Raw genomic sequence first — 18245 nt, 5'->3', positions numbered from 1 at the left:
TAAAAATGATTTACAAAATCATTTCTCGCTCTTACATTTCTAGGCTCGGGAAAAAATGATTTACAAAATCAACCTCGCTCTTACATTTCTAGGCTCGGGAAAAAATGATTTACAAAATCTGCCTCGCTCTTTTATTTCTAGACTCGGGAAAAATTCGTTTACAAAACGAATTTTTTCTGCTATACTATCCTAAGCAAAGGTTTTTAATGTCATCCTGTGAGGTGACGAAGACGCAGAAATATATGAAATTCTTTAATGAGATACCCCTCTCTTTAAAGAAGTCTTACTCTGAGAGCCTGTTGCTGTAAAATAATGGGCTCTTTTTTGATGCCCAAAAGTGAGGTTTATATGAAACAAGAATCAACTGTTGATTTGTTACTAGACGTTGACCAACGTCCTTCAGCTGGAAAAGGAATTCTCCTTAGTTTCCAACACGTTTTCGCCATGTTCGGTGCGACCATCTTGGTACCATTGATTTTGGGAATGCCTGTATCTGTTGCCCTTTTTGCTTCAGGTGTTGGAACACTCATCTACATGATTTCAACTGGGTTTAAGGTTCCAGTTTATCTAGGTTCTTCATTCGCCTTTATCACGGCTATGTCTTTAGCCATGAAAGAAATGGGGGGCGATGTATCTGCTGCTCAAACTGGGGTGATCTTGACTGGTTTGGTCTACGTCCTTGTTGCTGCTGGTGTTCGTTTTGCAGGTACAAAATGGATTGATAAACTCTTGCCACCAATCATTATCGGTCCTATGATCATCGTTATCGGTCTCGGACTTGCAGGTTCAGCAGTTACTAACGCTGGACTTGTAGCGGACGGAAATTGGAAAAATGCTCTTGTAGCAGTTGTTACGTTCTTGATTGCTGCCTTTATCAATACTAAAGGAAAAGGCTTCCTACGAATCATTCCTTTCCTCTTTGCCATTATCGGTGGTTACCTCTTCGCACTAACTCTTGGCTTGGTTGATTTTACACCAGTTCTTAAAGCTAACTGGTTTGAAATTCCTGGTTTCTACTTGCCGTTTAGCACTGGTGGTGCCTTTAAAGAATACAATCTTTACTTTGGTCCAGAAACCATTGCCATCTTGCCAATCGCTATCGTAACAATTTCTGAACATATCGGAGACCACACAGTTTTAAGCCAAATCTGTGGCCGTCAATTCCTAAAAGAACCAGGACTTCACCGTACGCTTCTCGGTGACGGTATTGCGACATCTGTATCTGCTTTCCTCGGTGGACCAGCCAATACGACTTACGGTGAAAATACAGGGGTTATCGGGATGACTCGTATCGCTTCTGTCTCTGTTATCCGTAACGCAGCCTTTATCGCAATTGCACTTAGCTTCCTTGGTAAATTCACTGCCTTGATCTCAACAATCCCAAGTGCTGTACTTGGTGGGATGTCCATCCTTCTCTACGGAGTTATCGCCAGCAACGGTTTGAAAGTCTTGATCAAGGAGCGCGTTGATTTCAGTCAAATGCGTAACCTCATCATTGCTAGTGCTATGTTGGTTCTTGGGCTTGGTGGAGCCATCCTCAAAGTGGGGCCAGTTACCCTTTCAGGTACTGCTCTATCAGCCATGACAGGAATTATCTTGAACCTAATCTTACCACACGAAAATAAAGACTAGTCATCTATATACAACAAAATCCACTCAGTTGAGTGGATTTTTCTGATTCTTACCTTCCCCACGCAATCAAGAGATACATGAGACTAGACCCAAACATGTCTGCCAGAGCATGCATGAGGAAAAATGGCAAAAGATTTTTAACCTTATATTTGTACAAAAAATAATAGAATAAACCATAAACTACACCAATAACCAGTGCCCACACCAATCCTTGATAAGTGTGAAAAGAAATCCGAATGAGGGTAGAATAAAACAAAACCCACCACTTGTGCTTTTCTTTCACTGAGGTCAACAACCCTAGAAAGAAAAACTCTTCATAGAAGCCATTTAGCAAGGCATAGGCAATTGCTATCGGACTAAGCGCTAGGAATTTCCGTATAACTTCCATGGGATCTATGTAAGAAAAAAGGGCTGGATTAAAGTAATTGTATTCACCAGTTAGTGTCGTCACCAAGTCTCCAAACAATCCCACAATGGCAAATATAAAAGGAACCCAAAAGAGAAAGGACCAGGTCCAACGAATAGGAAGTTGTTTGAAATCATAATTCCGAATCAAAAGGTAAAGCAAGGCCAAGGTCAGAAGTATCACTTGCAAGGTGAAATTGCTGGAATAGGCTGCTCCTTCGCCGACAGTATTACTTGCCGTATCCACGGCACTTGACAAGTCTGTCGGAAACATACTTGCTAAAAAGAGCTCCGTTGAACGAATGATAAACAGGCCAAACATCAGAACTGTAATAATCAGAATATCAAACCATCTCAAGTAGCGCAGGGGCTTAGATGGGTGAATACTTTGTAAAATCTTCATATCTCCTCCTTCTAGCAGTTAAAGATTGGTTTATTGTAAGAAAAGAAACTTAAAATTTTATAAAATTCCACTCCCATTCCTTATCCTTGATCAGTATTTCGATAGGATATTCAAAACAACCACTTTTTACGAGTAACTAGTTTCTCATTCAACCTTCTGTTTGTTTTCTAGCAGCAAATCTTTCAAAGAAATGATGGTTACCGCAAGTAAAATCATAGCCATACCGACAAAATCAATCGCGTAGAATTGCTCCTTCATAATCAGAAAAGCAAAGAAAACAGCAGAGATGGGTTCTATGGAAGCCAATAAACTGGACTTAACTGGGCCTATCAGACTAGCTCCCTTTAGGAAAGCGGTATAGGCAAAGACCGTTCCGATGATGATAATCCCAGCAAATGCAAAGAGAAAATCTAGGCTAGTCGGTATGCTAGCCTGCAAAACTCCTGTGAAGGGAATAGCCACCACTCCAGAAATAACCATGCCCACACCAATCACCAACATGCTTCCCCATTTCTTAATCAAAGTAATAGGAAGAATGATATAAAGGGCATAGGTCAAGGCAGAAAAGAGTCCCCAGAAAAGACCAGCAGGTGTGACAGACAACTGGTCAAGTTCCCCATGAGTCGCGATAAGAAAAGTCCCTCCGATTGCTAAAACAATCGAAACAATCTCAGCCAGAGTCGGTGCTACCTTGTCCTTGATACAAGTATAAATCAAGATGCCAACAGGACATACATACTGGAGAACCGTCGCCGTTCCAGCATTGGTTTCCTGAATGGCAGAAAGATAGGCAAACTGGTTTAAGAAAAGTCCAAACAAAGCAAATAACAAGAGAGATAAAAGGCTTTTTCTATCTTTTAAAAAGGCAAGGAGTTTATCCTTTGCGGTCGCATAAGTTAAAAATACCAGAGCCAATCCTGCAATAATGAGCCGCAGATTGGTCAAGACTAGAGCGGAAATCCCGTGTGCCATCAGGTATTGGCCACTGGTTCCAGACAAGCCCCAAGCAATACCTGCAACTACTGTAAAGAGAGTACCTTTTACTGTTTTTGACATGCTTTCCCCCTACCTTTCCCTACGAATCATTTCCATGACTTGGTTTCGATCGATTATCCACTGAGCACGTTCATCCTTCTCATACGTTCGATTGGATAAAAAGATGGCGGCTTCTTGTTTCTTACGATTCCACATAATGAAGGTACCTGTATAGCCCGTATGGTCAAGCCAAGCTCCCTCCAGATTCCAAGCTAGCGAACGCTCTTTATCCTCTAAGGGAGAGTAATTTCGACTTAAGTTTTCAGCAAAATCATCTTTCAAGTAATGTTCCAGAAAGATTTGCAAATCCTTAACAGTTGAAAATAAACCCGCGCTTCCAGCATGTTTTCCCAAAAGACGAGCTTTGGGATCGTGAATACTGCCTGCCTCTACTCCCCTCACTGTTGGTACAGCAAACTCAACGGGGCCAAACATGGTTTCCTTCATCCCCCATGGGTTCAAAACTTGTTCTTCTATAATCAGATCCAAGTCTTGTTCAAAGATTTTCTCCAAAAGAAAGCCCAAGAGTAAAAAGTGTACATCCGAGTATAGAAAAGCAGGCTGACTACGCCTATTCAGATGAAACATGGCCTCTCTTAATTCCTCAGAACCCAACTGGTCCCTATTGGGAATAAAGGGGTCCAGGTCTGTCGCGTGGGTCAAGAGTTGACGAATAGAGATATCTGCATAATCGCATTCAGGAAAAAAGTCCGTCACTGGTCGATCAATGTCTAGTTTCCCCTGCTGCCACAAGAAGGTCAAGACTGTCCCTACTCCCACAACCTTACTCACACTGGCTAAGTCATAGACTAGCCCTGACTCTGTTTTCAAACCTTTCTCAGGATCACTCAAGCCTAGGTAAGATTCTCTCCATTCTCCATCCTTAAAATACGCAAAAGAGGCCCCGGGATAGACCCCTGCCTCGATTTGATTTTCTATTTTTTTTAGAATTTTTGTCCACTTCATGCTTCTTCAAACCACAATTCAATGTTATTGGTATCTTTACCAAGGAAGAATTTTTCAGACTTTGGAATAAAATAGTCTGTGCCTTCAAATTTCTGACGAAGACTAGTCAACTCTAAATCCTTTACCAAAAATTTCAGCATAGACAAGTCCCAGGTAACATTGTTTTCAACAGCCAAATCTGGTCCTTGCCCTTTAGTAAAGGTAATTGCTGGCGCTACTCCTTCAGGATCAAGTAAACTCTCTGTCCCTTCAGGGAAACGCAACTCCATAGAAACCTCAAATTGACTCACGTATTTTATACTTGTATTTGAATAAAATTCAGGAACAGTTTCCAGTGGAACCAAATCTCTTATATCATTTTCTGCATGAACAAGGATCACATCCTCTTCAGGAGAAACAATCTCAAAAGCATACCCTCGTTTTCCTTTAAATAGGCGAGGAAGAGACTTCATCTGAGAAAGAAGGCCCTCAATTTCAGAAGGATTTTCAACCTTTATCAAGAGTCTAGCTAGCTTCTTAAGTCCTTCAACTCTGCGTGTTCGCATGCTTGGAGCCTCTTCTAAAATCAATCTCTCCGTAGCTGTCTGGTCGCCTAATGAAAGAAAGGCAGACTCTTCCAGCAAAGGTTTCATCCCCAGGGTTTCAATGTAAAATCTTTCATTTAATTTTCGATTATTAACTTTCAAAGTCGGAACGATCCGAACAATCTCATTCACATTCATAAATTCCTCCAACTCTTTTATTTTAAAGGATTTTCGAATATTTTACAAGCCATATCTATTTTATTTAAAAATTTTATAACAAAAAAACTGGGATTCCCCAGTTTTATTTTTTATAGGTAAAGTAATTTGAATAGTGCTACTGCTGCAATACCCGCTAAAATTGGAGCTACAACTGGAACCCATGCATACCACCATTTTGAATCACCCTTGTGTTGACCAAGAACTGATTTTGGAAGGAGTTCGTGAAGAAGACGTGGTCCAAAGTCACGAGCTGGGTTCAAACCAGGACCAGTAGGTCCACCGAGTGAAGTTACCAAGGCCATCACTAGGAAACCAAGTGCCAAGTGCGCAACTGAGATCCCAGCAGCTGTATGTGGAGCTACTTGAGCTTTCACTGCCAATTCACTTAAATCAACAGTTTGTCCAGCTTGAGTAGCCATTTGTTTCATGTATTGAAGAACCTCTGCACCAAAGAAGTTTTTAGTCAAACCAAGTGCTGCAAAGAAAAGAACAAATGAACCTACAAACTCATTGAGGAATCCGTTAACAGTAGCTGCAAAACGTGATTCTTTTGTACCGTGGTCGATGCTTGAAATCGTTGAGAAGGTACCCAAGATATTGTTAGGGTTTTCTGTCTTCAAGTAGTAAGGACGGTGAGTCGCTACAACCAAAGCTTGACCAAAGATTGCTCCCAAAACTTGTGCTAGGATGTAATATGGTACTTGCTCCCAAGAGAAAAGTCCACTAACAGCAAGTCCAAGAGTGAAAGCTGGGTTGATGTGGTTACCAGATACATTACCAAACATCAAAGCTGGGATCATAACCCCCATACCATAACCAACCGCGATAACGAGCCAGCCACTTTGGTGACCTTTCGTACCTTTAAGTTCAACGTTAGCAACTGCACCATTACCAAGAATGATCAAAATAGCAGTTCCCAAGAATTCTGTGGCATATTTAATAGCCCATGTAAAATCCATTTGATAGATTCTCCTTAATTTTTTTTAGACAATCCTTATTCTATCAATTTTTAAGCCTTTTCGCAACCGATTTTCTAAAAGAATCTCTGGAAAACGCTTTATTTAACTTATCTTTAAGAAAAGGACAAAAGAAGTCAAACTCCTTTCATCCTTTTCGTTACTCTTGACGCTGACCAAAGTCTGCAATCATCTGCTCCATCTCTTGGCGACTCGGAGTGGTCAGCATATAAAGGTAGTCCCCTTGTAGCTCTGCAAAGGCTGCTGGCATGATTTTTTTGACCTTGAATTGCTGGCTGTACTTAGCAAGCAAGTCTTCTTCTGAATAGACATAGTTGGCATTGGCACGACGTGATGTAGCTAAACAGTATTGTGCTTCAAATTCTGCTGCTGGGAACTCTTCTCCTGCGACAATAGCCGCATAACCTCGGTAGAGATCCAAGGAGTGAGCGAAGTTATAAACATCAATGGTAAAGCCACCCGCAGGACGATTATTGTACTCAATGGCAATGTAGTCGTCCCCGTCACGGAAAAACTCGATATGGAAAAAGCGTTCTCTCATTCCAAATTCCTTGACTATGGCCTCACCATACTTGCGCAGTTTGGGATCCATATCCTTAAGCACATAGTAGGAATTGTCCATCTTATAAATCATCAGATCAAGTGGTGTATGGGCATAATCGAAAGTCGTTGAAAAGACGATATTACCATCCTTGTCCACAAGTCCGTCAAAGGTACAGATTTCGCTAGAAGTAACAAATTTCTCAAAGAAATAAACGGTCGAATGATCCCATTCTTGCTTGAAGTGATTGATATCGTCTTCTGTTTCAAGTTTAAAGGTTGCTGCCGCTCCCACTCCATTATCAGGTTTGGCAATCATTGGTAGACCGATTTCTTTCACAGCTTTATCCACATCTGCTTCTGTCTGGATAACAGCGCCAGGTACCACAGGGACACCTGCTTTTTTGAAAAGTTTCTTCATCTCAGACTTAAACTTGGTCTTTTTGAGATCCTCTGGTTTGGCACCAAAGACATTGAATTGTTCTCTAAGTGCTGCATCCAGCTCAAGCCAGTATTCATTGTGGGACTCGATGCGGTCGATAGGACCATGCTTGTAGAAAAGGAAGGCTACTGCACGTTTGACTTCGTCTATGTTCTCAAGATTGTCCACACGGAAATACTCGGTCAAGCTATTGCGCAAAGGTTCATCTAGTTGTTCGTAAGGCTCCTGACCAATTCCCAAGACTGTGATGCCTTTGTTAGCTAGCTCGATTGTAAACTGTTGGAAGTTTTGCGGATAGTAGGGAGAAATAACAAGGTAATTCATAGGCAACTCCTTTTATAGATACAGGTGTCCAAGAAAATAAGGCATTTGTTTACGCCACCATTCCCAGTCGTGGGCGACATCGTGTCCCCATTCAGCAAACCAGGCTGGAATTTGTTTCTGGTCAAAGGCTTCTTTGAGCTTGTAGAAAGATGGTAGACCGTCTTGTTCCCAAGCACCAAGTCCCGTACAAACGACAATCTCCGCCTGACGGTAACGATCGATAAACCAGCCGTCATTCTGATTCCAGATATAATCTACTGGCGAATTTTGGTAAATAGCATCATCATTGTAGTAATCGCCGACAAAGAAACGCGCGTCGTAAACACCGCTGAGAGCAATCACCTTGGTAAAGACATCTGGATGCTGGAGGAAAAAGTTGAGTGCATGGTAGGCACCCATTGAGCAACCTGTCGTCATCATGCCATCAAACCAACCTGTCTTATGCTTGATAAAAGGAATTGCCTCCTCAATCACGTAGCGTTCGTAGGCACGATGCATCTCTGCCTGGTCGTGACCGTTTTTCCAAGTGGCCAACCAGCTCTCACTGTCCACACTGGATAGAGTGAAGAACTGGACACGCCCTTCCTCAATAAAGGAAGCACAGGCATCAATCATGCCAAAATCATAGTATTCATTGTGACTGCCACCAGATGAAGCAAAAACAACAACTGGAATCCCAGCATGTCCATAACGGTTGAGGTAAATTTCACGATTAAGATTGCCACTCCAGTGGCTGAGGTTTTCAATATGCATTGGCTTTCTCCTTTCCTAACTTACCATTTCTCTGCAAAAAATCGAAGACAGTCTGGTAAATTTTCCGACCAAGGTATTTCACTATGGATAGCACCAGACTGAACTTTCAAGACAAGATTATCCAAGCCTACTCCACCTGCAATCAAATCGTGATAATAGCGAAGCGACGAGTCGATATAGGCTTGTTTGATATTGCCAGCCATCAAGGTCTTGTCCGTATCGTCTGCTTCTTCTGTTCCTACATAAATGAAAATGCGCTGATCAGGCGACAATTTCTTACGCTCGATGTAGCGGTTAAAGGCCTCTTGGTGGAGCCAGTTAGCAGATGAAAATACACCTAGGCAACCAATTCGATCTTGGTATTCCAGTCCGATAAACTGAGTAATATTGCCTCCTAGTGACGAACCAATCATAGCAGTATGCTGGCGATCAGCTTTGGTACGATAGGTTTCATCGATAAAAGGCTTGACCACCTCCATGACAAACTCAGCATATTCCACACCCTTACCGCCAAACTGCTGGCCTGGGATAGGAGATTCTTGAAACTTCCAAGCCGCGTACTCATGCATCCGCCCCAAACCATCATTGTCAATAGCAACAACAATCATGCGACTGATGTCAGGATTTCTCTTAATAGCCGGAATAATCTTCCAAGAGTGTCCGATATAAGACTCCTTGCTGTAAAAGACATTTTGCCCATCATGAAAGTAAACAACAGGGTAAAAACGGTCTGTGTCTTTCTCGTAGTCCTTTGGCAGAAGCACACGCACACGACGCTCCTTTCCTGTATAAGGTACCTTGAGTTTGTGTTCTTTCATTTTCAAGTAAAAGTAGGAATGATTCATTGTCAGAAAACTCTCTATATTCAAAATTTTATCTCATTATACCATAAAAATAGAAAAAAAGTCAGTAATTGTCCATTTTAAGGATAAATAACTAACTTTTCTCATTTAATATTCTAAATTCTTCTGGTTTTTCTGATTAGAGGAGATTGTCAATCAAGTTATCAACTTCATCTTTTTCAACCTGAGGCGTTATCTTAGTAAGCATAATTCCAGCCACTGCTCGCTCAACCAAACCTTCAACATCCATCCATTTTTCATACTTCTCAGCATTCTCTATCTTAGGATTGGTCTTAGGACGATCAGGCGCAAAAATAGTACAACAGTCCTCAAACGGTTGGATAGAAATGTCAAAGGTATCGATTTTCTGGGCGATGTCAATGATTTCCAACTTGTCCATAGTAACCACAGGGCGGATGATAGGGGTGTTGGTCACAGCGTTGATAGCCTGCATACTTTCAAGAGTTTGGCTGGCTACTTGACCAAGACTTTCCCCATTGATGATAACCAAACCATTTCGTACCTCACGGATACGATCGGTAATCCGCATCATAAAACGACGGGTCAAGGTCATGAGGTAGGCTTCTGGCGCCTTAGACTTGATTTCCTCTTGAATCTCTGTAAAAGGCACCTCGATAAACTGGATATTACCACCAAACTTGGTTAATTTGCGGGTCAAATCTTGGGCCTTTTTAAGAGCACCAGGACTTGTGTAAGGAGGGCTGGCAAAGTGAACGGCCTCAATATCCACCCCACGTTTAAGGGCTAGATAACCAGCAACAGGTGAGTCAATCCCTCCTGACAACATGAGCATCCCCTTACCAGAAGTACCTACTGGCAAGCCACCTGCTCCACGAATGGTTTCATAGGAAAGATAGGCTGCTTCCTCACGAATCTCCACCTGAAGATTGATATCGGGATTTTTCATCTGGGCTTGAATAGTTGGGATTACGTCGAAAACAGCTCCACCAAGCGTTTGGTTGAGTTCACGACTGTCGAGTTCAAAGTTGTGATCGCTACGCTTACTAGAGATTTTAAAGGTCATGCCTTCCTTGTAGATGTCCTGCATAATCTCTTGGACAGCAGATTCAAGAAGGTCCACAGACTTTTCAACCTTATATACTGGAGAAAAATTTTGAATTCCGAAAACTTGCTTGAGTGATTCTGCCACTGCTGTGTAGTCCGCTCCATTGAGGTAAACGTGGGCACGGTCGCGATCTGCTGTCACTTTTACTTGGGGATAGATGGACAAAACGTCCGAAATATTATTGCGAAGTTTATTGATGAACCGCATACGGTTTTTACCCTTGGTTGACAACTCTCCGTAGCGAATCATAATTTCTGAATACTGCATGAATGCTCCTATCTTACTTTTCTAGTTTGATTGTAGATTAATTTTAGCTTGGTCAAAAATTGCTCGACCTGACTCATATCATTTTCAAGGTCTAGGCTTAGACGCACAGCTGACTGGGCTTTATCTTTGTCCACTCCCATGGCAATCAAGGTACCTGCAGGTTTTCCTGCCTTAGATGAACAAGCAGAGGTTGTGGAAATGAAAATATCATAGTCTTCAAAGGCGTGAACAATGACCTCACCACGAACACCCTTGATTCCAAAAGTCAAAATATGAGGGGCGAAGTCTTCCTCATCTGAAAAGATAAGAATATCTGGATAGTCCAAAAGCGCTTGGCGAATGACTGATCTCATCTGCCCTGTCTTACTAGCAAAGATATCTAACTTTTCCATAGATAAACGGAGAGCTTTGGCTGTCGCTGCAATCCCTGCCACATTTTCAGTTGTCGAGCGATAATCGTGCTCTTGGCCACCACCAGTCAAAAGAGGCGTAATTTTCTTACCAGACTTGATATAAACAAAGCCAACACCTCTGACACCATGAAACTTATGACTCGAAAAGGTCGCGAAATCCACTCGATCTGTCAGATACTTTTCAGTCGGAATCTTAGCAAGTGCCTGAACCGCATCAACATGGAAAGAAATGGTTGGCTTGTCTGCCAAAAGTTTTGAAATAGCTTGAATTGGCTGGATAGAGCCGATTTCATTGTTCACAGCCATGACTGAAACAAGCGTCGTATCAGGTCGTATCAAATTCGCTAGAGCATCCACATCCACAAACCCTTTCTCATCAACTGGAGCAAAATCCACCTCAAAACCTTGACTTTTCAGCCAGAGGGCTGACTCCTTGACTGCTGGATGCTCAATAGCTGATACGATGATGTGCTTGCCAAACTGAGCTTTTTCAAAGGTCACACCCTTGATGACCCAGTTATCCCCTTCTGTTCCACCAGAGGTAAAGAAGATTTCATCACTCTTCTTGCCAATTAAATCTGCAATTTGCTGACGGGAAGCATCTAAAATTCGTGTTGCCTGGTCTCCCAAACGATGGAGACTGGATGGATTTCCTACAATTTTCGAAGCGACCTGCATATAGGTCTCAAGAACTTCAGGATAAGGCTTAGTTGTTGCCGAATTATCAAAGTAGATCATGTTTTCTCACGCTTTCTAAAATCACTCCTTCTATTTTATCATGAAACGAAGCTTACGACAAGAAAGGGCAATTCCTCTTTTTTTAAGATTTTTTTAAAAAAATGAGGTATAATAAATCATAATTAAAGGAGAGTATCATGTCTAACTATCGTAGAACTTCAAAACCAAAAACAGAACACATCAAAAAGGGATTCACTGTCTTTCAAAAAACGATTGCTACCATCGGTAGTATCCTTGGCCTAATCACCGCTACTATCACCATCATGAACGCCATGGATAATAACAAAAACAACAAAAAAGAACCAACGACAACCCAAACAACTGTTGTCAAGGAAATTCAAAAGGAATCCCCTCAGGAAAATACTACACCTAACAAGGACAACACTTCTACTAAAGAAAATAGCCCACAAGAAGAAACTTCTCAATCCAACAAGAAAGAGGAGAAAAAAGAAGAACAGAAAACAACAACTCAGGACTCTTCTACACCTGCTACAAATAAAGAAACAAGCGATAGCGGAATACAGTCAAATACGACGAGTTCTGAAACTAAAACGAGCCAGTAGCCACTAAAATAGCTTCCCTCCAGATTTGGAAAGAAGCTATTTTTTTATTGTTGCAATACTTTTCGTGGTTTGGTTCCCTCAGCTGGACCGATGACACCTGCCATTTCGAGTTCTTCCATCAGGCGGGTCGCACGGTTAAATCCAACCGACAAACGACGCTGAATCATCGAAGCACTGGCTTTCTGCGTCTCGATAACCAGAGCCTTGGCTTCTTCAAAGAGCGGATCACCGCCAGCTTCGCCGTCAAAGACATCTCCTTCATTTTCAGGAACATCTCCTGGGTCAAAGCTTTCATCGTAGTCCGCATCAGCCTGAGCCTTGATGAAGTTTACGATGCGTTCAACATCATCATCCGAGATAAAGGATCCTTGCAGACGGACTGGGTGATTTTCATCAATTGGTTTAAAGAGCATGTCTCCTCGACCAAGCAGTTTTTCAGCTCCATTTTCATCCAAGATGGTTCGTGAATCTGTACCTGAAGAAACTGCAAAAGCCACACGAGACGGGACATTGGCCTTGATAAGACCAGAGATAACATCAACCGATGGCCGCTGCGTTGCGAGAATCATGTGAATCCCTGCAGCACGCGCCTTCTGTCCGAGACGAATGATGGCGTCTTCTACTTCCTTGCTGGCCACCATCATGAGGTCTGCCAACTCATCCACAATGACAACAATCAAAGGCAGTGGTACTTGTTTGTACTCAGACTGGGCATTGAATTCCTCGACCTTGGCATTGTAACCAGCGATATTTCGTACACCAACCTTAGCGAAGAGTTCATAACGGTTTTCCATCTCATCCACAACCTTTTGGAGAGCCTTGCTGGCCTTGCGTGGATTGGTGACAACTGGAATCAAGAGATGGGGAATATCATTGTAAACAGACAACTCAACCATCTTAGGATCGACCATCATAAACTTGACCTGGTCGGGTCTTGCCTTCATGAGAATGCTAGCGATAATGCCATTAACTGCGACTGACTTCCCTGATCCCGTCGAACCTGCAACAAGTAAGTGGGGCATTTTGGAAAGGTCAAAAGTGCGAGCAGTTCCATTGACAGCCTTACCTAGAGGAATTTCGAGGAGATTTTCTGGTTTAGTCTGAGACTGTTCCCAGAGTTCACGGAAGGAAACGGTCGCAATTTCAGAGTTAGGAACCTCAATTCCGACTAAGGATTTACCAGGTATTGGAGCCTCAATCCGAACATCCTTGGCCGCCAGAGCTAACGCTAAGTCGTCAGCCAGATTGGAAATGCGGTTAACCCGTACACCAACTGCTGGTTTGACTTCATACTTGGTCACTGATGGTCCAATTTCAGCCCGTTCAACTGTTACCTTAATACCAAAGCTGGCAAATGTTTCTTCTAGGATTTTGATATTTTCTCGAACAATCTTCTTTTCCTTGGACTGATCTTTGGGTTTATCTGGCGCAAAGAGTTGCAAGCTTGGTAGCTTGTATTCAAGGGCTTCCTTGGCAGAAAAATCAACCTGCACTTCTTCATCTTCAAAGTCTTCCTCGTCTGGAACTTCAACGTCAGCTTGAGGAAGGATAATCTCTGGTTCAATACATTCTTCCTCAGGAATTGGGAGGAGATCGTAGTCTGGTACTTCAGATAAGATTTCTCCAGTTTCAGGATCTACAGGAGGAAGCGGTAATGCATCCTTTTCTTCTTGTTCTCTCTGAATTCTGGCTGCTTCTTCAGCTTCTTGACGAGCCTTCTCTTCTTCTCTCTTGATGAAGCGTTCCTGTTTTCTCTGTTCCTGTTTTTCCATGAAAGATCTGAACTGAGCTCCAATAAAGGCAGCAACATCGTAAATAGACCAAGGACTAACTAAGAGTGCCCCAACTAGAATCAAAAGAACTCCAATAAAGTACGATCCGATATTTGAGAAAAGAAAGGCTATGGGAATATAAAGTCCGACACCAAGTAGGCCTCCACCAGCGAAGCTAGTCACCCGCATACCAGTCAGGTCCGTCATAACTTGAGACAGGGTCCCTTTTAGAACTGACTGCTCCAAGCCATATTTCCATACCAAGTAGGCCTCAAAAATCAAGAGCAAGCCAGCAAAGATACAAAGAAATCCTGACAGAAGCCCCTCTTTCTTGCGTATCCATTTAAAAAGAAAAAGATAGATGAGGAGGGCACCAATAGCCACATAGGCCAAACTTCCAACCACCAATCGAATGAGATTGTAAAGTGTGACACCAGCCGCACCGAGTTTTAGGGCAGCAATGACCAATAATAAGGCAATTCCTAAGGAAATCAACATCCTCTGAATAGCCTGTTTTCTTTCGAGTTCTGCTTTAGACGGTCTTCGTCTTGTCTTTGTAGTATTCTTGTTTGCCATTCTTCTATTATATCATATTTCAGAAACTTCTAGAGAAATCAAAAAAGACTGCCCACTTTTGTGTTCAGTCATTTGAATGTGATAACTATTGCTTTTCTTCTGCTTCATCACTATATTCAATCTGCTTCTTTCTAAATCCATATAGCTTTAATACAGAATTTTCATGTTTAGATTTATTAGAAATCAACTTCTTTTTCTTTAAGTAATCAAGAAGTTTTTCGTTAAATTTAGAATACGACACTTTCGCTTCCTGATTACCATTTCTACCATTATCTTCATTTTGATTTAATTTGTCCAAGGCAACTTCCCATTCAGTGTAGATATCATAATCTATTTGTTCCTTCAAGATTTGCATAATATCCGGTAATTCTAATAAATCTAAATAATCACCCAGCAAAGTAAGCTTATCTACTTCTATTTGACTTTCCGAATCAGAAATTAATTTTTTGAGAAGTTCTTTCCTATGTTCAAGTAAAACATCCCCCCTACTTAGAATATCTTCACAGAGTAAATAACTAATTTCTTTGTCTTTTAAATCTATAAATTCTGTTATATATCTGTTAACTAATCTCTGTATATTTCCTTGAAGACGAATATCTACTTTGTCATAGGTTTCGCGATTTATTAAATATCTAAACTCATCCAAATCAAAATGATTTTCTAATAGAAATGCTTTTATTTCTACTGCATATCTTATTTCCAATCTCCCATCTTCTAGAACCCCTCTTAATAGTTCTTTGTCTCGAATATCCTTTTCAAATCTTAAATAATCATTAAGGTTGATATGGAGAAATAAATTTAATACCTCAGGGTATTCTTCCTTTATAAACTCTAGATTAGATCTGTTAAAAACTATTCTACGTTTTTCTATAAGATCACTCAAATCATTTAGAGCCATATTCTTTTCATTAAATTCTTCGTAGAAGTATATTCCAATAATTTTTAAAAGTTTTATACGTAGATTTTCATCTAACTCTGTTGATTTTGAAATGAACTCTTTAAATTTTTCCTGTAGTGTCCTATCAGAATTGAAATACAAGTCTTTATTCAATCCAAAATTAGGTTTTTGGTTCATAAATTCTGCTAAACTATCTTCTCCTTCATTATTTTGGCTTAAATAAGCTAAAACAATTTCAGTATTCACTTCTGCTTTTTTAGTCTGAACAAGATTTTTTACTAGTAATTCTCGATTTTCATTAGATAGTTTATTAAATTTATCTTCTGTATATGTAATATAAAACCTTGGAATACTAGAAATTATCTCTTCTGCTGCTGTATCTTTGTCAAGTCTTAATTCAAACACACTATTATCGTTTAATAGTTTTTCAATATATTTAGGTTTATCAAGCATTTTATTTTCTGCTAGATCAATATACATCCAAACATAGTCTAAGAATTCTTCTCTATATGATAGACAATAGTCACGTATAGGATTTAGTTCGCTATGTTCATTAATCATTTCAAAGTTTTTGTGCTTAAACTCTGAATCATTGATAATATCGCCTAAGTAAAATCGTGTAAAAAACTCTAACGTTTCTTTTTGAATGCCATATAACTGATTATTATAAATAAAATCAATTATTTCTCTATTATAACTGTCTTTATCAGATAAAAAACCTTTAAATCTAATCTTAAGCCACTTTAGATTCTTCTTCACTATATCTATATTTCTATACTCCTCTTGGCGAAAGATCTCTTGATGTTCTTGCAAATAATTACTTAATGCATCCTCAACTATATTAATTTTATCAATCGTGCGTGATCCATGATATTCTCTAGCACTATTTTTATAATCAGTTTCTTCTAAGTCAACCAATGATAGTAAGGATAGGATTATACTTGGGTTAACTTTGAAGAATTCATTATAGTTTATGTAAGTTATGAACAATCTCGAATTATGTTCTAACCATTTTTTTAAGAATGTTTCAATAATATCTTCTTTGAAAATTACACCTTTTAATTTATCAACTCTATCTAAGGTCTTATAAAATTCAGTAATAAAGTTTAGGATAGCTTTTTGCTTAAATATATATTTAAGCTGTCGATCATATGGCCCACCACTTGTTGGATTTAACAAGAATTCAAAAAAACTATAATTTAACACATATTTCAGTTTATAATTATCTAATGCTAATCTCTTAACAATTTCATTAAAATTGGTAAGCTTTGTAGTGGGGCTATTCACTATATAAGAATTAACATTTTTTATAAAGTTCTTATCATCTTCTAAAAGTCCGTCCCCATAAAAATATGATAGATAATGTCTATAATTTTTATCTATATGATTATTATTGATAAAAAATGTCACAATATCATTCTGTTGTTCAGTTTCAGTCACTTCATTTGAATTAAGTAGCTTCTCTTCTTGAGGATTGAGTTTTTTAAATAAATCTCCTTGATTTCTTTGTAAAAGCGAAAAGTCTTTTGGAAAAATATTCTTATAAACTATTAAAGAAAATAGTTTATAAGGGTTAATTTCAAAGTCTAATGTCTCTTTATAAGTCAAATATTCATTACAAATATTAGTAATCAAACGCATGTCGTCAAGATATAAGGCGACATTCAGAAGAAAGACTTCATCAAAATATTTGTCTTCCCCCATTTCTATTAATATCTCGTTTAGTTTTATATGTGAATTCGAAGCAGTTACGACAGGAACTATAGGAATAATAAAATCAAAAAACTTCGTTCTCTCTTGTGATTCAAATAAATCATCCTTTACAAGATAGAAAAACACCAGTTTACGTTTGTGATTTGCCTTTCGATTTCTATTAATAATTATATTTAGTTCCTTCAATTTTTCAAAAATTCTAGAATCATTAAAACGTTCAATATCTTCAAATACTATAACATCCGCTTCAGACTGCTTAAACAAATAAAGTACATCATCTAAATAGCGATCAAAATAAGATACCCTTGAACTTTCATTTGAGAAGATTTCAATATCAGTTTCAATTTTTTCTGCCTTTAAGGATAATTTTTTGATAAAACCAAAATCTTTTTGTAGCTTCAGTAAAAAATAAATTCCATATACAATTAAAACAAATAAAATTATTAGTACAAGAAGGGAAATAATAGGTTTCGTAGTCCAAGATAACCAACAAAAGTTATAAACCAATTCACTCCATGAAGAAATATTAAAAAGATACAAAGATAATAGTATTGTTAAACTTAGATATAGTGTAATATTGAGGGGGTTGATCTGTGATTCAGCATCAAGAGTTTTAAAAATGGATTTCCTTATTTTGTTAGGATTTATTTGATGAAGCAATTGATTGATTATTTTTCCTTCAATGGTATTAATTTCGCGCTTATCGAGTCCATTTTTTTCACTACTTTTCATTTCATCATATTGCCCCAAAGAAATATGAATGAATTTTTTATCTGTACATTTCCTCTCAAAACTCTCAACAACACTACTTTTCCCCGCTCCATAATTCCCAGTAATAGCTACGTTGGTTACTTCCGAATTTTTGTCAATCGCAAATTCAAGTGCTCTTTCTGTCACTGGCTTTATTTCAACATCTTTATTTGAAGTAAGTGCTCGAAATTTATATTCTCTTTCCATTAATTTATCTCTCCCTCTAGTAATTCTTTAACTATTATTATATCAATTATTTATTGAGATATAAAGCTTTTAGTTATTTCTCGTCTCCTACCTAAATCAGCTATAAAATTGGTTCATTTAGAATCGGGAAAATTCTCCTCCACCATACTGACATGGGTCGCTTGTAACTCTTCATTTAGAATACTTTGACTACGGAACT

At 39.3% G+C, this 18245-nt stretch carries 14 protein-coding genes; 2 read left to right on the top strand and 12 right to left on the bottom strand.

What is annotated here, in order from left to right:
* The first annotated feature begins 348 nt into the window (after window positions 1-348).
* Window positions 349-1632: a uracil-xanthine permease family protein gene (locus D8803_RS05280; RefSeq protein WP_190316799.1), complete on the top strand. Its 1284-nt coding sequence runs from the start codon at window positions 349-351 to the stop codon at window positions 1630-1632.
* A gap of 49 nt (window positions 1633-1681) precedes the next feature.
* Here the strand turns inward: D8803_RS05280 and D8803_RS05275 are convergent, their stop codons facing one another.
* The 10 genes from D8803_RS05275 to D8803_RS05230 all read right to left on the bottom strand — a co-directional run bounded on the left by D8803_RS05275 (window position 1682) and on the right by D8803_RS05230 (window position 11567).
* Window positions 1682-2440 (bottom strand): CPBP family intramembrane glutamic endopeptidase, encoded by a 759-nt coding sequence (locus D8803_RS05275; RefSeq protein WP_131200473.1) that lies wholly within the window; start codon window positions 2438-2440, stop codon window positions 1682-1684.
* A gap of 144 nt (window positions 2441-2584) precedes the next feature.
* Window positions 2585-3496 carry a DMT family transporter gene (locus D8803_RS05270; RefSeq protein WP_131200472.1) on the bottom strand — a complete coding sequence of 304 codons (912 nt, stop codon included), beginning with the start codon at window positions 3494-3496 and terminating at the stop codon, window positions 2585-2587.
* A gap of 9 nt (window positions 3497-3505) precedes the next feature.
* Complete coding sequence (locus D8803_RS05265) at window positions 3506-4441, bottom strand: serine hydrolase domain-containing protein (protein WP_131200471.1); 936 nt, start codon at window positions 4439-4441, stop codon at window positions 3506-3508.
* Window positions 4438-5163 (bottom strand): CppA N-terminal domain-containing protein, encoded by a 726-nt coding sequence (locus D8803_RS05260; RefSeq protein WP_131200470.1) that lies wholly within the window; start codon window positions 5161-5163, stop codon window positions 4438-4440. The genes D8803_RS05265 and D8803_RS05260 overlap by 4 nt, the downstream gene beginning before the upstream one ends.
* 110 nt (window positions 5164-5273) lie before the next feature.
* Window positions 5274-6143 carry an aquaglyceroporin Gla gene (gla, locus tag D8803_RS05255; protein WP_049490782.1) on the bottom strand — a complete coding sequence of 290 codons (870 nt, stop codon included), beginning with the start codon at window positions 6141-6143 and terminating at the stop codon, window positions 5274-5276.
* 157 nt (window positions 6144-6300) lie between these two features.
* The gene (locus D8803_RS05250) at window positions 6301-7467 is read right to left on the bottom strand and encodes an acetyl-CoA carboxylase biotin carboxylase subunit family protein (RefSeq protein ID WP_131200469.1); all 1167 of its coding nucleotides are present in this window, start codon (window positions 7465-7467) and stop codon (window positions 6301-6303) included.
* A 12-nt stretch (window positions 7468-7479) separates the two neighbouring features.
* Complete coding sequence (locus D8803_RS05245) at window positions 7480-8220, bottom strand: esterase family protein (RefSeq protein ID WP_131200468.1); 741 nt, start codon at window positions 8218-8220, stop codon at window positions 7480-7482.
* Window positions 8221-8240: 20 nt separating this feature from the next.
* A complete protein-coding gene (locus tag D8803_RS05240; protein ID WP_001016808.1) occupies window positions 8241-9065 on the bottom strand; it encodes an alpha/beta hydrolase in 825 nt (274 codons plus the stop codon).
* 136 nt (window positions 9066-9201) lie between these two features.
* On the bottom strand, window positions 9202-10416 hold the full coding sequence (gene thiI, locus D8803_RS05235; RefSeq protein WP_131200467.1) for a tRNA uracil 4-sulfurtransferase ThiI: 1215 nt from the start codon (window positions 10414-10416) through the stop codon (window positions 9202-9204).
* Window positions 10417-10424: 8 nt separating this feature from the next.
* On the bottom strand, window positions 10425-11567 hold the full coding sequence (locus D8803_RS05230; protein ID WP_131200466.1) for a cysteine desulfurase family protein: 1143 nt from the start codon (window positions 11565-11567) through the stop codon (window positions 10425-10427).
* A gap of 137 nt (window positions 11568-11704) precedes the next feature.
* Here D8803_RS05230 and D8803_RS05225 point away from each other — a divergent pair, with 137 nt between their 5' ends.
* Complete coding sequence (locus D8803_RS05225) at window positions 11705-12130, top strand: DUF6556 family protein (RefSeq protein ID WP_131200465.1); 426 nt, start codon at window positions 11705-11707, stop codon at window positions 12128-12130.
* Between the two features lie 44 nt (window positions 12131-12174).
* On the opposite strand, the gene D8803_RS05220 is transcribed toward D8803_RS05225, so the two are convergent.
* Both D8803_RS05220 and D8803_RS05215 read right to left on the bottom strand, forming a co-directional pair.
* Window positions 12175-14478 carry a DNA translocase FtsK gene (locus tag D8803_RS05220; protein ID WP_131200464.1) on the bottom strand — a complete coding sequence of 768 codons (2304 nt, stop codon included), beginning with the start codon at window positions 14476-14478 and terminating at the stop codon, window positions 12175-12177.
* Window positions 14479-14563: 85 nt separating this feature from the next.
* Window positions 14564-18046 (bottom strand): hypothetical protein, encoded by a 3483-nt coding sequence (locus D8803_RS05215; RefSeq protein WP_131200463.1) that lies wholly within the window; start codon window positions 18044-18046, stop codon window positions 14564-14566.
* Window positions 18047-18245: the final 199 nt, after the last annotated feature.

Source organism: Streptococcus oralis (assembly GCF_003943385.1).
Classification (GTDB): domain Bacteria; phylum Bacillota; class Bacilli; order Lactobacillales; family Streptococcaceae; genus Streptococcus; species Streptococcus oralis_CA.
The sequence above is the reverse complement of the archived record's forward strand: the minus strand, read 5'-3'. Positions and strand labels throughout refer to the sequence as shown.